Annotated in this window: 14 protein-coding genes and 1 pseudogene; all 15 read left to right on the top strand. The window is 36.5% G+C overall.

The annotated features are described in order from the left end of the window. Nucleotides 1-198: 198 nt before the first annotated feature. Complete coding sequence (gene cas10 / locus ACM0OR_RS06380; RefSeq protein WP_414575493.1) at nt 199-2,574, top strand: type III-B CRISPR-associated protein Cas10/Cmr2; 2,376 nt, start codon at nt 199-201, stop codon at nt 2,572-2,574. Next, nucleotides 2,571-3,299 (top strand): RAMP superfamily CRISPR-associated protein, encoded by a 729-nt coding sequence (locus ACM0OR_RS06375; protein ID WP_414575492.1) that lies wholly within the window; start codon nt 2,571-2,573, stop codon nt 3,297-3,299. Before cas10 ends, ACM0OR_RS06375 begins: the two co-directional genes overlap by 4 nt. Further along, nucleotides 3,286-4,536, top strand: coding sequence for a CRISPR-associated RAMP protein Csx10 (csx10, locus tag ACM0OR_RS06370; protein WP_414575491.1), 1,251 nt, complete (start codon nt 3,286-3,288; stop codon nt 4,534-4,536). The genes ACM0OR_RS06375 and csx10 overlap by 14 nt, the downstream gene beginning before the upstream one ends. A 2-nt stretch (nt 4,537-4,538) precedes the next feature. Further along, nucleotides 4,539-5,045: a hypothetical protein gene (locus tag ACM0OR_RS06365; RefSeq protein WP_414575490.1), complete on the top strand. Its 507-nt coding sequence runs from the start codon at nt 4,539-4,541 to the stop codon at nt 5,043-5,045. Nucleotides 5,046-5,077: 32 nt separating this feature from the next. Beyond that, nucleotides 5,078-6,220 (top strand): putative CRISPR-associated protein, encoded by a 1,143-nt coding sequence (locus ACM0OR_RS06360; protein ID WP_414575489.1) that lies wholly within the window; start codon nt 5,078-5,080, stop codon nt 6,218-6,220. A 26-nt stretch (nt 6,221-6,246) separates the two neighbouring features. Next, nucleotides 6,247-7,164, top strand: a complete 918-nt coding sequence (csx7, locus tag ACM0OR_RS06355) for a CRISPR-associated RAMP protein Csx7 (RefSeq protein WP_414575488.1) — start codon at nt 6,247-6,249, stop codon at nt 7,162-7,164. A 10-nt stretch (nt 7,165-7,174) separates the two neighbouring features. Further along, nucleotides 7,175-7,795: a hypothetical protein gene (locus ACM0OR_RS06350; RefSeq protein WP_414575487.1), complete on the top strand. Its 621-nt coding sequence runs from the start codon at nt 7,175-7,177 to the stop codon at nt 7,793-7,795. Nucleotides 7,796-7,820: 25 nt separating this feature from the next. After that, entirely contained in the window at nt 7,821-8,771 is a 951-nt protein-coding gene (locus tag ACM0OR_RS06345; protein ID WP_414575486.1) for an RAMP superfamily CRISPR-associated protein, read from the top strand. Continuing rightward, nucleotides 8,768-9,280, top strand: coding sequence for a hypothetical protein (locus ACM0OR_RS06340; RefSeq protein ID WP_414575484.1), 513 nt, complete (start codon nt 8,768-8,770; stop codon nt 9,278-9,280). Before ACM0OR_RS06345 ends, ACM0OR_RS06340 begins: the two co-directional genes overlap by 4 nt. A 1-nt stretch (nt 9,281) precedes the next feature. Further along, nucleotides 9,282-10,331, top strand: coding sequence for an RAMP superfamily CRISPR-associated protein (locus ACM0OR_RS06335; RefSeq protein WP_414575483.1), 1,050 nt, complete (start codon nt 9,282-9,284; stop codon nt 10,329-10,331). 2 nt (nt 10,332-10,333) lie between these two features. Next, a complete protein-coding gene (locus tag ACM0OR_RS06330) occupies nt 10,334-10,954 on the top strand; it encodes a hypothetical protein (RefSeq protein ID WP_414575482.1) in 621 nt (206 codons plus the stop codon). An 89-nt stretch (nt 10,955-11,043) separates the two neighbouring features. Next, nucleotides 11,044-11,502 carry a type II toxin-antitoxin system RelE/ParE family toxin gene (locus ACM0OR_RS06325; protein ID WP_414575481.1) on the top strand — a complete coding sequence of 153 codons (459 nt, stop codon included), beginning with the start codon at nt 11,044-11,046 and terminating at the stop codon, nt 11,500-11,502. Between the two features lie 96 nt (nt 11,503-11,598). After that, nucleotides 11,599-11,859: a helix-turn-helix transcriptional regulator gene (locus tag ACM0OR_RS06320; RefSeq protein ID WP_414575480.1), complete on the top strand. Its 261-nt coding sequence runs from the start codon at nt 11,599-11,601 to the stop codon at nt 11,857-11,859. Between the two features lie 192 nt (nt 11,860-12,051). Beyond that, entirely contained in the window at nt 12,052-12,357 is a 306-nt protein-coding gene (locus ACM0OR_RS06315; protein WP_414575479.1) for a transcriptional regulator, read from the top strand. 92 nt (nt 12,358-12,449) lie between these two features. Then, nucleotides 12,450-12,964: pseudogene (locus ACM0OR_RS06310) on the top strand (Uma2 family endonuclease); the annotation flags it as partial. Nucleotides 12,965-13,017: the final 53 nt, after the last annotated feature.

Below are 13,017 nucleotides of genomic sequence, written 5' to 3'. Positions count from 1 at the left end.
TAACTGCGACATCAATTATTAAGTATTTTTGCGGCTGTGAAATTTGTGCATACACGCCGACATGATTGTGCAAAAGATTGGATTGCTTAGATAAATGTCTCAGTAGGTGCTGTTTGTGAATTTTATTTAAGCAGGTAAGAATTTTGACAAAGTGTAAAGATTATTTCAATTAATTAAATTCCTAAGATTGCCAATTTTATGACAAACTCTCAAAAAAATATCGCCATAGCAATTAGCTGGTGTTTAGCCTGGGGTAATCAGCGTGAACCACGATTTGATCTAGCTGTTTTACAGCAAATGCGTGAGGCTTTAATGGAGGGAAAAGCATTACCAGAAGATGTTCAATACTTAGTTACACAGGTAGAACAATTACAAAGTATAGATAACAGTTATTTTCCCACAACCCTTACCGAGTTAAAGAATAATTATCCTGATTTGTGGAATCAGAATACTCGCATTGGTTTAGTGTATGGTGGTGCGACTAAAATTAAACAATATGTGTTTGAATCAGCCAAAATTCAAGAAATTCGCGGGGCATCTGGTTTATTAGATAGAATAAATATCATTGACTTGCCTGCTTTTTTTAACCAGAAAAATCCCCAAGAGATGGCAGCAGAAGATAGAAACTGCTACAATATCCAATTTAATGAAATTAGAACTTGGTTAAACGATAACTTTCCAGCAAAGCCCGAATCAGAAAATTACAAATTATCTGATTCGCTGATTCCAGAACTAATTATTTATTCTACAGGTGGTAATATCCTGGCTTTTTGTCCTGCTGCTTATGTTGATGAATTAGCCAATGCAATTGAAAAACGCTATACTCAGGAAACTTTAACAGCTAACTCTTGCGCTGTAGGTGATAAATTTAAATTGCTGGAACTACGATTTGGTTTGTTACGAGAGCCAATTGAAAATACATTATGGTTAGATTGGTATCATCGGGAATTTAAAAAGCCATTAGTTCAAGCTTATTTTGGCTATCCTGGTAATGAATCAGAAAGAATAGAAGCATTTAAAAGACGTAAGAGTTTTAACGAATTAACCACAAAATTAAATATTTTATTTAATCAGCGTCGTAGTGGGAATAATACAGCTAATCGTCCCAGTCGCCGCTATCCGCCGATGTTTGAAACCCATCCTTACTTGATGCGTGATGGTAGCGATCGCCGTTCTGCTATCATGCGAGTAGATCAACTACCAAGGGAAACCAATTTTTCAGAAGCATCGGTACGTAAGTATTTAGTAGGTGATAGAGCAAAAGATAGTTTAAGTAATAATCCTCGTTGGTATAACGAGTCTGGGTTAACTTGGCAAAGAGGCGTTATTGAAAGCTGGGTAGATAGATTTAAACTCTTTTTAGAACAGAATCCGAGTTTAAAATCGAAATACTACGACAATACCATAAATAAAAAAGTAGAAATTGCTGAGACTTTAACCCAAGTATCTAACGCCAGTAGTGGTTATATCGCTTATATTTACGCCGATGGTAATAATATGGGTGGTTATATCCAAAAAATTCAGACACCAAAAGACTATCAAGAATTTAGCCAAGATGTGGCTTTAGCAACCGAATATGCAGTGTACCAAGCATTAGCTGAAAACTTACATCCTCACAAACTACGTAACTTAAATGATGACGAATCAAATTTAAAGAATGGTGAATTTATTCATCCTTTTGAAATACTTACCATTGGTGGTGATGATATTTTATTGATTGTTCCTGCAAATAAAGCCTTAGAAATATCTCAGATGATAGGCGAGAGATTTGAAAAAATCCTACTGCAAGAGACTCAAATTAATGAGAATAAATTAGCCAATGGAGAAACTAAAGAAATTACTGGTAATTATCGCCTGAATCACACTAAACCATTTGAACCGCATAAATATCAACGTTATAAACCCTCAACAGCAAAACGTTCTGACTGTGAACTAAGTACATCAATTGGTGTATTAATTACGGCTGTAAACACACCCATATACTACGCCAGAGACTTAGTAGAACAACTATTAAAATCAGCGAAAGAACGCGCAAAAACATTAAAAAAAGCTGTTTATTATGGCGGAACAGTTGATTTTTTAACTCTCAAATCAGTTACAATGATTTCATCGAATGTTAAAGAATTTCGTCAAGAAGCATTAACTAAAAACAGCCCACAAAAATTAAAACTCTACGCCACACCATACACTCTACATGAATTAAGAGGATTAATCACCTCTATTTCAGCCTTAAAAAAAGCTAAATTTCCCAAGTCACAACTTTATCAAATTCGTAGTTTATTAGAACGGGGTAAACACACAGCTATTCTCAACTATCGCTATTTCAGAGTGAGACTAAAACAAGGTAAGGAAGCATTACTCAGAGATTTTGAAGAGGCTTGGTGTTTACCTAAAGATAAAGAAAATAACGGTAATTTAGCACCTTGGATGTATGATAACGGCAGACTTGATCCTAAACATCCTGAAGATCCATTTTATGAAACAATTTGGCGAGATATGGTAGATGTCTACGATTTTGTAGAAGTACCAGAACATGAAACATCAGAAGTTGCATCTGTGGGGGTTGAGTCGTGATTAAACTACAAGAATTATCAAACTCATTGCAAACTTACACTGTTACAGCAATCATCGATACGGCTTTATGTATTGGTGCTGGTGGTTCTTCCGGTTCGCTTGCAGATAAACCGATTGTTCGCAACGCTGAAGATAATCTACTAATTCCAGGTTCTCAACTTAAAGGACGTTTGCGCCATGAATGCGAAAAAATTGCGAGGGGTTTAAAGTGGCCTATTTGCTATTCTCCTAACCCTCAAACTATGTGTCCACAAAGAGCAAGTTTAACAGAGAATTTTGCTAGAACAGAATATAAAATATCGGAATCAGAGGAAGATAAACATCATCATTGTTTAATTTGTCAAATTTTTGGCAATCCTGTTTTACCTTCTCGTATCATTTTAGATGATCTAATTTGTGAAGAAGAACCAGATAATTTACCAGAAGTTATACGTCCTGGTGTAACTATCAACCGCCGTCGCCGGACTGCTGAAGAAGACAAACTTTATTTTTTAGAAACATCACCAGTAAATATTCAACTGAAGTTTACAGGTAATATTTATTTATCTAATGCGCCTAGTTATGCAGCACCACTAATTTTAGCTGGATTGCGCCATATTAATGCTTTAGGTGGTAGTAAATCAGCAGGGTTAGGCTGGCTACATTGGGAATTACCTACTTTACCTATAGAACAAGCAGCATGGAATTTTCTGGCTAAAGGGTTTGAAAACAATGAAGAAAATTAATCTAGAAATTAAAGCACTGTCTCCTTTAGCGATTGGTAGACAAAAACCAGGTGGAAATGTGAGTGAAGTTGAACAATATATTCCTGGTTCTGTAATTCGTGGTGCAGTCGCTAGTCAAATACTAAAGCAAACTAATCAATCAATTAGTGATGATGATGATTTTCATCAATTATTTTTAGGAGATAAGCCAGCAATTTTTCAAAATGCCTACCCAGGAATTATCACTATTTATGACGATTGTGTCTTTAAGCCTAATGTGCAAGTATTACCTGCTACTGTACTGAGTTCTAAGAGTAAATCTGGATTTAAAACAGGTGACTCTGAAAAGAATGGTGTTTTTGATACTTTAATAGACCGTTTTTGTGCTGAAAAATATGCTCAAATATATGATCCAAATTGCCCAACAGAACATTCAACTTATGGAGAAAGAGTTGATCATTTTAGCGGTTTTTATAGTGAACATGATGATGATTACTACACCCCTTCTGCAAATGCTCGTCTATTAACTAGAGTAGGTATTAATCGCCGCCGTGCAACTTCTGAAGAAAGGGTATTATATAGTATTGCGGTTTTAAATGAATCTCAAGAAAATAAACAAAGACCTGTCACATATACAGGTATAGTTTTAGTAAATGATGATTTAGCTGTATCTTTACAACAGTTTATTCAAAATCATCAAGATGATTTACGTTTAGGTGGCGCAGGTTCACGGGGCTTAGGTAAGGTAAAAATTACAGCTAAAGCACCTAATGATATTAAATCAATAGTTATTCACCAAATAGACGAGTTTAATCAAAAATTACGTCAACGCTGGAGTGAATGGGGCAAAATATTTGGCAATCCTTTAGAGATATTGCCAGAAAATCGCACTTATTTCACTGTGGATTTACAAGCAGATGCAATATTAACTGAAAAATGGCAGCGTACAACGGTAATTTCTCCAGAGATGTTACAGAAATATACTGGAGTAAAGGATGATTCCCTAGACGTTCAGGCTGTTTACAGTAGTTATGATTATCGTTCAGGCTGGAATGCTGCTTGGGGTTTGATGAAAGATGTAGAGTTAGTAACAAATAAAGGAAGTGTCTATTTATTCAGCACAGAAAATAAGAATCTCTGGTTACAAGCCTGGGAAGATTTAGAGGTTTATGGAATAGGCGATCGCACCTGCGAAGGCTTCGGACAAGTCCAAATTTGCAATGAATTTCACTTGATATTCAGAGAGGAGGCTGTTTAATCATGGCGGAACTAGATAATTTATTAAAAGAGCAACTGGCTTTAAGAGTTGAGAAATGTATCAGTAACCAAATGGATGAAGTTATCGAAAAAATGAAAGATTTATCAGATAAATTTGCCATAGCAAATAAAGATAAAAAATCGCCTTTCAGAAATGTCTTGGCTGTTGCTGTTGATTCAAGTTCTTCAATTGAAATTATTAAAAATTACATTCGTTATCAGGTGGGAAGGAGTGGTTCAAGCCCAATTTGGACAACACAAAAAGATAAAGATATATTTGCTAAATCTCTAGTAAATGCACTAGATGATTTAGAGAATAATGCACAATCTATTTTAACAGAATTGAGGATAAATATTCCTAAAGATCATAGTTTGGAAGCATATTTAAATGACATAAATAATCAAACTCAACTACGCAAAAATATTCATATTAAACTTGTGCAACTTTTTTTAGGATATTTAGCTAGAGAACATACAGCCTCAGTCGGTGAAATGAATTTACAAAAATAAAATATTTATCAAATTTTTAGGAGTCTTTAAAGATGTACCGCTTTGTTGTATCAACTGTTGGCACAAGTTTACTTTCTAACCAAATTCGCCCCAAAGATCCAAAAAGTTGGAAGGGACTACTTAATAAAACTGCCAACTGGACAGAGGAGAGAATTAAACGACATGAGCCGGAAGTGATTAATATTCTTCTAGACCTAAAAAACAGAGCTGAGGAAAAGTTAAATAGCGGCAATATTTTAGAAATTAAAGAAGCTAGTGCTGAACTAAATGGTATCTATAGCTTATATAAAGATAACGTTGAGAATGGTAAGCTAGATACTCACTGGTTGATTACAACTGAAACATATCAAGGACAAAGTACAGCAAAAATAATTAAGGATTTTTTACACAAGAAAGTCAATTTTATTGAAATATATACCCCTGATCAGCTTTCTACAGAAGATACAGCAAACTTCAAACAAGGAATAGACGATCTAATTAATTGGCTTTCTAAAAGACATGAAGAGTCTCAGAAAGATGGCTATTCTATCTACTTTAATTTAGTTGGCGGTTTTAAGGCAATTCAAGGATGTATGAATACTATTGGTATGTTCTATGCCGATAAAATTATATATGTGTTTGAAGGTGAATCATCTAAGTTAATTACTATTCCACGTTTACCGATTACTGTAGATTCTGAGCGAGTTAAAAAGCATAAAGTTACCTTAGCATTATTAAATGCTGGAGCTAGTTTTTCCCCTAAACAAATTGAGGATGAAAAGATTGAAGAATCATTATTCACTGAAATTGATGGAAAAGTAACTATTTCTAATTGGGGACTATTAATTTGGAATGAGTGCAAAATCAATTTACTCTCAGAAGATTTATTGATTTTTCCAAAACTTCATTATGAAGATAACTTTAGAGGTGATTACAACCGAATAAGAGATAAAAAAGAAAAATTACAACTGCAAGAAGACCTTGCGAAAGTGTCAAATTTGCTCAACCAATCAAATGGTAATACTAGTGTATTAAAAGAACATACAGGTTTTAGATATGATAAATATACAAATAGGAATGATGATGTTGCACATTTTCGAGTTACTCAAGGCTTACGAATAAGTTGTATTTCGATTAGTGGAATACTAAGACTTCGCCGCTACGGAAAAGAACCCGAAGTAAATAAAAATCCCTAAAATTATAAATACTCAAGTAATTAGCTATGTTTGAAACCTTCAAAAACCGCCTAGAAATTACAGGCGTACTGACAACAAAAACAGCATTACGTATTAGCGCAGGCCGTTCTAGTGAACCCATAGGCTCAGATTTACCTGTAATTAAAGATGCTTTGGGTAATCCAATAATACCAGGCTCTAGCTTTAAAGGTGCAATGCGATCGCGCCTCGAAAGTTTTCTCAGAGGTATCAATCCAGATTTAGCAGCCAATCCCGCCATAGAAGCCGAATGGTCAATTACCAATGACCGGATGAATGGAGAAAATGGTATTAAGAAAGATCTTGAAAAAGAACTTGAAAAATATCCCCAAGCAGAACGAAGTGGAAAAAGGGATCAGTTACTCACAGAGAAAATTATTAATGAAACTGATCTAACATCTCTTCTCTTTGGTTCACCTTGGATAGCTAGCAAATTTCAACTCAGAGACTTAACCATAGTCCCTGACACTTGGTTTGGACAATATCAAGAAAGAGACGGTGTAGCCATCGATAGAGACACCGAAACCGCCGCAGACGGGAAACTCTACGACTTCCAAGTTGTACCGGCTGGGACGCAGTTTCAATTTAAAGCCGTGGTAGAAAACGCCGAGGAATATGAACTGGGACTGTTGATGGTTGGGTTACACCAGTTTGAGACAGAACAGATACCACTTGGAGGAGGGCGATCGCGTGGCTTAGGTGTGGTTAAACTAGATATTGAGAAAATGCGCTGGCTTGATGTCAACAACGACCCAGAAAAACTATTAGCTTACCTACAAGAATTAGTTAATACGAATACAGGTGAGGATATACCCAGCTATGAGGATGGTAAAACATTCAAGAATCAATGGACTCAAGCACTTATCAATAAGTTAGGTGAGAATATATCTAAGACTCCCAGCACTGAAGCAACACAAAATTCTTGAGGAGGTCAATATGGCTTTCAGTAATTTCAAAACCATCGGTGAGGTTCTCAAAGCGTTTCAAGTCACTTACACCGAAGCAAATTTTATTAGTGAACTTGCGTTTAATATTTCTGACTATTTCCGCGAAGATTTAGAACTGATGATGCGGGATGCTGTTGTTGATAACTCAGAGTTTGCTATTTGTGAAAACCTGATTTATCCAGTTATCAAAGAAGTCTGGAAAACCTACCGCCATCATTTTATTCTCTGGAGTCATCAGTCATTAAATTATCACGAAAAATTATCGGGGTTTCCTGAATATATTTTAGCTAAACGTTCTCCATTAGGAAAAGTAGTATTTGACAAACCATATTTCATTTTAGTAGAAGCCAAGCAAGATAACTTTGAAGCTGGCTGGGCGCAATGTCTAGCAGAAATGATTGCGGCTCAACGACTCAATGGAGAATACCAAATAATAATTTATGGCATTGTTTCTAATGGTGCAACATGGCAGTTTGGTAAATTAGAAGGAGAAAAATTTACTAGAAATATCACGCCTTACACTATATACGAACTAGATAAATTATTTTCTGTTGTAAATTTTATATTCCAACAGTGTCAAGTACAGCTAAATAATTTAGTAGCAGCTTAATCTTTATTATCAAATAAATCCAATCATGCACAAAAGATTTGTCAATCACTGCACAATTCATTTAACCATCATACCTGATGGTCCGATTTTAATTAAATCAGGAAAAGAAGGAGCAGACCCCACAAAACCTGATATGGAATTTGTCGAAACCTATCACGCTGGGGGACGTTCAATTTATTTACCAGGGAGCAGTTTAAAAGGAGCAATTCGCGCTCATGCAGAACGCATAGTTAGGACTGTAGGGAGAGATAGACGCGATAATAGTTCTAGTTTACCTTGGGCGAATGACCCATTAAATGATAAATATGACTATCTCAATAATGTTAATTCAGCCAGCGATATTTACAAACTTTCTTGTTTTACCGATCAAATGTTTGGTAATACTTCTATTGCTAGTCGTGTCAGAATTGAAGATGCTCACCCAGATAGTTCACAGCCTCTCAGAATTGAAGAACGTAATGGTGTAGCAATTGATAGAGTATTTGGTTCTGTTGCAGTTGGGCCGTTTAATTATCAAGTCTGCACTGCTGGGGAATTTAAAACTAAAATCCATCTCAAGAACTTTACTTTAGCGCAATTAGGTTTAATTGGTTTAGTATTGCGAGATTTAAATGATGGTTGGTTTGGTTTAGGTTTTGCCAAATCTCGCGGCTTGGGTACTGTAGAAGTGAAATTTAATCAAGCAGTCGTACAGTATCCTGGTTGTATTTTATCAGAAGATAAACAGCAAATTTATGCTCTGGGTAGTGAGCAGAAATGGAGTAAGACTTTTCTTTTAGGTGTAGGGGAATTTTTACAAGTTGAAGACGCAAAATTATATGGTTTTGCTAAACCAGACCATCAAGATACACCAGTCGCCGCCCAAGAAATGGATTTAGGTTTTGGTGTCCAACTTGTTTGGAGAGAAGGAACGGTTAACGATTTATTTGAAAGATGTGTTAGGTCTTGGAGTCAGTTATTAGTGGGTGCGAAATGAAACCTTTTGTTGGTGTTAAAGAAGCTTTATCAGTGGTTAAACTGCTAGATTTAATTAAAGAATTTGCTTCTGAAAATAGTTACTATTTTTGGCGTTGTCATCACCAAGTTAGTGGAATTAAAGAAGAAGCACCTAAAAATGATGATTTTCCCATGCTTGAGGGGCAAATGTTTAATCATCAGTTTGAATTACGGTGGAAGCAAAAAAACAAAAATAGTTATGAAGTGCTACTACTGACTATCATTGATAATTATGATACTTTCCAACCCATTAGTAAAGATTGGCGAATAGAACCACAGGATAATTCCAAATTTCCATCCAACGCCTATCCAGCTTATGGTTATCGTCGTGATGAAACTCGTTTTCCAAAAGAGTTCACTTATCCCAAAACTTTAGATATTCGACTAGGGAAAGATAACAAAAAACAACCCAAATTAGCACAACGTTACTTTATTGATGCTGAAACATCCGCCGTGCAATTTGTAGCTTTAACTGTAGAGGTACACTAACATGACAAGAACTCCTCCCCCACCACCCAAAAGACCGACTCCTAGAGAGTCATCTAACCCAGAACTAGCACCAAAGCCTTATGAGTTCGTTTCTTTCCCGCCAGAACGTCCTAACTTACAGCGTCCGGTGGGACATCATAAATATTTGAGCGATCGCCTACACGGTACACTCTATCTTACCCTAAAAGTGCAGACATCCCTGCACATCTCCACCGGGATAGTTGCAATGGGTAGCGACATCGGTAGCAACCGCATACCCCTAATTAAAACAATGGCGCAGGGAGTTGACCAAAAGCTATCAATTCAAGGTAGTTCCCTTAAAGGCTGCATTCGGTCTGTATATGAAGCTGTGACCAATAGTACATTAGCTGTTATTACTTCTAGGTATAGAGATAAAATTCCCACAGAACGTCTACCTTGTCGTAACAAAGAACAACTGTGTCCAGCTAGTCGGGTATTTGGTGCATTAGATTGGCAAGGGTTGCTAGATTTTAATGATGCTAAATGTGAAAGCATGGGTTCTAGCACTGGATTTATGCCTTCCTTATATCGTCCTAGACCAGACCAAAGTAGCGCATACTTTCTTAAAGGTAAAGCCGCAGGACGTAAGTTTTATTACCATACCATTAAAGCCATTGATAAAGGACAAAATTCTGGTATTCCTGTCCAACAAGCGGGGAGAGAATATACTTTCAAAACTCAATTACATTTCAAAAACTTACTCCCAGAAGAATTAGGGACTCTATTAATTGTCTTAGGACAAGATTCTAAATATCCCTTAGCTTTAAAAGTCGGTGGTGGTAAGCCTATTGGGATGGGAACAATGACAGTAACTATCGATAAAATCAAACAGCCGCAAAGTTTAAAACAGCGTTATTCATCCTATGAAATTAGCGAAGCTGATGAACTCACAGGAGAAAAATTAGCACAATTTAAAGAGCAAAATATTCAAGCTGCACACTCACGCCTCATTCAAAAACCACAACTAGAAGAACTAACACAAGTGCTGCGCTACCCAACCGACCGCGAACCCCCATCAGGGATGTATTAACTATGACCATAACAGATGCACAATGGGAAATTGCTCATGCGATCGCTCTAACTTTAGTAAAAGATAATACCGATGTCAACGAGTTAGGCAAAGCAGTTGCTTATCTGCGTGGTTACGTTCATCAACCGGATGCAACTTCCAGGTTTTTCAAGTATCTCAAAACCTTGGTAAGCAATGGTAGACAAATAGGACACAGTGGGAAAACCACAGATTACTATCGCAGTATAGATAAAGCTTGTAGCGATTATCTCAAAAGTATTAGTGATGCTCACACCATCCTGCAAATTTTAGGTTGGGTATCTCGCCTCATGCGTTATTACAAAGACGCAGGCGTTCCCATTGGTGAAATTGCTACCCCCAGCGCAGCACCTCCAGAGTCAGCGCGTCAGGCGGAAATAGCCAAGGTTGCTAAATCTCAGGACTTCCAAGTTGACCAGATATTAGATGCAGTTGTTACGAAAATTAATGGTAACAAGGTCACTTATGAAATTTTAGGGACAATTAAGTTAACTGAGAAAGAACCGAAGAAAGCTAGTTTACTTACAGAAGGACAGAAGGTTCACGTGAAAATTACAGTTATCAAGGAAGATGGAAGTATTAAAAGCGTCAAGTATGTTGGGTAGGTTATCATTGAAAAAAATTGTGATACTATAGATTTTAGTGTTCCCTGTAACTAAGTAAGGAGTATTTACAACTATGGAACAAACAAATAATGAAACCAGTTAATAACCTCAAAAATTACTCTAACCATCCTGCATCGTCGGTGTCTCAATTTCATAAAAATCAAAACCTTGCAAGGTCATCGAGTCTTAATTCTCAGGAGAGTAGTAACGAACTTTCTGTTGCAGAAAACTCTGAATGCAAAGTCATAGGTCGTTTACCATTCAAAATTAAGCTCAAGGAATTACAGGCTCTCTACTTAAGTCAAGAAAGTAAGAAATATCCAAAAGCAGTAGTAAAAGCCTTTCTCAAGGCTATGGCGATGATTTCAGCCGCGAACTGCGAACAAGATATATACAACTTTAAGAGTCTGAAATTTCACAGGCTTAACCGTAATTGTAAGCAAGAGTACGCTTTATCACTAACTGGTAACTGGAGGCTAATAACAAAGTTTGAGGAAACAGAAGGTATAAAATACCTACTGATACTCAAAATTGAAGATTATCACTAACTACTCAAAAAGCTGTAGAGACATTTTTACCTCTCTACAGCTTTTCAATTAATCTTGTTATTAAGGATATAATTTGATGATAGAAAGAGTAAAGGTATGTATCAACAGTTTTTTCCATCAATATTTTTTTCACCTGGAGAAATATTACAGGACGAATTAGAAGCTAGTGGTCTTACATTAGAAGACCTTAGTAATATTTCAGAAGATTTACCTGAGTTAGTGAATGGAATAATTCAAGGAATCCAACCAATAACATATAGAATCGCAATGATGTTACACAAAGCTTTTGGTACATCACCAGAGTTTTGGATGAATTTAGAAGCAGACTATCGCCTTTATCTTGCTCATAAAAAATGAGTTAATATAGGTAGGGTATGTAAGTAGAAAAAAATGTTTTTCCTGGTTTCACTGATGTAAGCTTCCTCGCAAGGGGACGGAAACATTAATCCGTGAGATGCTGGATGATTAGACTAATTAATCTCTCATCTCTCTTCCCCGCAAGGGGACTTAAACTACAAACAAAAGCTAGCTCAACTATGAACTAAAAATATGAAAACAAAGCCTTATGGCGAATTGCGAAAGCGAATGACACCTGAGCGCAGGGCAGAGAGTGCAGCCCGTGCTAAGATGATGTTGCTGCATATTAACCTGATGGAACTGAAGGAATCTTTAGCACTGACAAAAAATGAGTTAGAAAACGACCTCAATGTGTTGGAGTCTGCGATTTCTGAATTAGAAACTCAAGAAGATATTCAATTATCTACACTCTCTCGTTGCGTTAAAGCTTTGGGTGGAAAGTTAAAAATAGTGGCTCATTTCTCTGATGAAGAGATAACCCTAACTGAATTTGACTAATCGCCAATTATATAAAATGGGGTAATGTAGTTGCTAAGTTGACATTTGGTGTTAACTTTGCGATCGCTACCAATCACTTTATTCCAACTACTATGTACAAGTACAATCCCTTAGACTGCTTACCTTCATCGGCAGAATTACCAGACTCAGACGATACACCAGTGGATAACGAACTGCAAATATTAATTCCCAATTTGTTGTTAGCCATCTTAGCGACAATCTGGCAAAGCCGTGATGATTGGTTTTTTGGTATCAATATGGGTTGGGTATATATCATACGCCAAATCAAGGCGCGATCGTTCCGGATGGATTTTTGAGTCTGGGTGTAGAACGTTTCGTGGGTGAAAATGGACGTTCTAGCTATGTTCTATGGGAAGAAGAGGGTATTCCCCCGATTTTAGCTTTAGAAGTAGTTTCGCAAACTTACAACGGCGAATATGAGCAGAAAAAAATTGATTATGCCGAATTAGGCATTTTGTATTATGTTATTTACGCACCAACACGGCTACGCCGTAAACGTCAACGTTTAGAAGTTTATCGCTTAGTAGAAGGTAAGTATATTTTACTGTCAGGTGATAAAATCTGGATGCCTGAAATTGGCTTAGGTAAGTAATTAAACAAAATTAATTACACAAATGATTATACAATTGAATACAAGAT

This window comes from Anabaena sp. CCY 9402-a, assembly GCF_963920945.1.
GTDB lineage: Bacteria > Cyanobacteriota > Cyanobacteriia > Cyanobacteriales > Nostocaceae > Trichormus > Trichormus minutissimus.
The sequence above is the reverse complement of the archived record's forward strand: the minus strand, read 5'-3'. Positions and strand labels throughout refer to the sequence as shown.

What these genes read in the sequence shown, in the direction of transcription:
- cas10 (WP_414575493.1), top strand. Translation starts at nt 199, where the DNA reads ATGACAAACTCTCAAAAAAATATCGCCATAGCAATTAGCTGGTGTTTA.
- csx10 (WP_414575491.1), top strand. Translation starts at nt 3,286, where the DNA reads ATGAAGAAAATTAATCTAGAAATTAAAGCACTGTCTCCTTTAGCGATT.
- ACM0OR_RS06365 (WP_414575490.1), top strand. Translation starts at nt 4,539, where the DNA reads ATGGCGGAACTAGATAATTTATTAAAAGAGCAACTGGCTTTAAGAGTT.
- ACM0OR_RS06360 (WP_414575489.1), top strand. Translation starts at nt 5,078, where the DNA reads ATGTACCGCTTTGTTGTATCAACTGTTGGCACAAGTTTACTTTCTAAC.
- csx7 (WP_414575488.1), top strand. Translation starts at nt 6,247, where the DNA reads ATGTTTGAAACCTTCAAAAACCGCCTAGAAATTACAGGCGTACTGACA.
- ACM0OR_RS06350 (WP_414575487.1), top strand. Translation starts at nt 7,175, where the DNA reads ATGGCTTTCAGTAATTTCAAAACCATCGGTGAGGTTCTCAAAGCGTTT.
- ACM0OR_RS06345 (WP_414575486.1), top strand. Translation starts at nt 7,821, where the DNA reads ATGCACAAAAGATTTGTCAATCACTGCACAATTCATTTAACCATCATA.
- ACM0OR_RS06340 (WP_414575484.1), top strand. Translation starts at nt 8,768, where the DNA reads ATGAAACCTTTTGTTGGTGTTAAAGAAGCTTTATCAGTGGTTAAACTG.
- ACM0OR_RS06335 (WP_414575483.1), top strand. Translation starts at nt 9,282, where the DNA reads ATGACAAGAACTCCTCCCCCACCACCCAAAAGACCGACTCCTAGAGAG.
- ACM0OR_RS06330 (WP_414575482.1), top strand. Translation starts at nt 10,334, where the DNA reads ATGACCATAACAGATGCACAATGGGAAATTGCTCATGCGATCGCTCTA.
- ACM0OR_RS06325 (WP_414575481.1), top strand. Translation starts at nt 11,044, where the DNA reads ATGAAACCAGTTAATAACCTCAAAAATTACTCTAACCATCCTGCATCG.
- ACM0OR_RS06320 (WP_414575480.1), top strand. Translation starts at nt 11,599, where the DNA reads ATGTATCAACAGTTTTTTCCATCAATATTTTTTTCACCTGGAGAAATA.
- ACM0OR_RS06315 (WP_414575479.1), top strand. Translation starts at nt 12,052, where the DNA reads ATGAAAACAAAGCCTTATGGCGAATTGCGAAAGCGAATGACACCTGAG.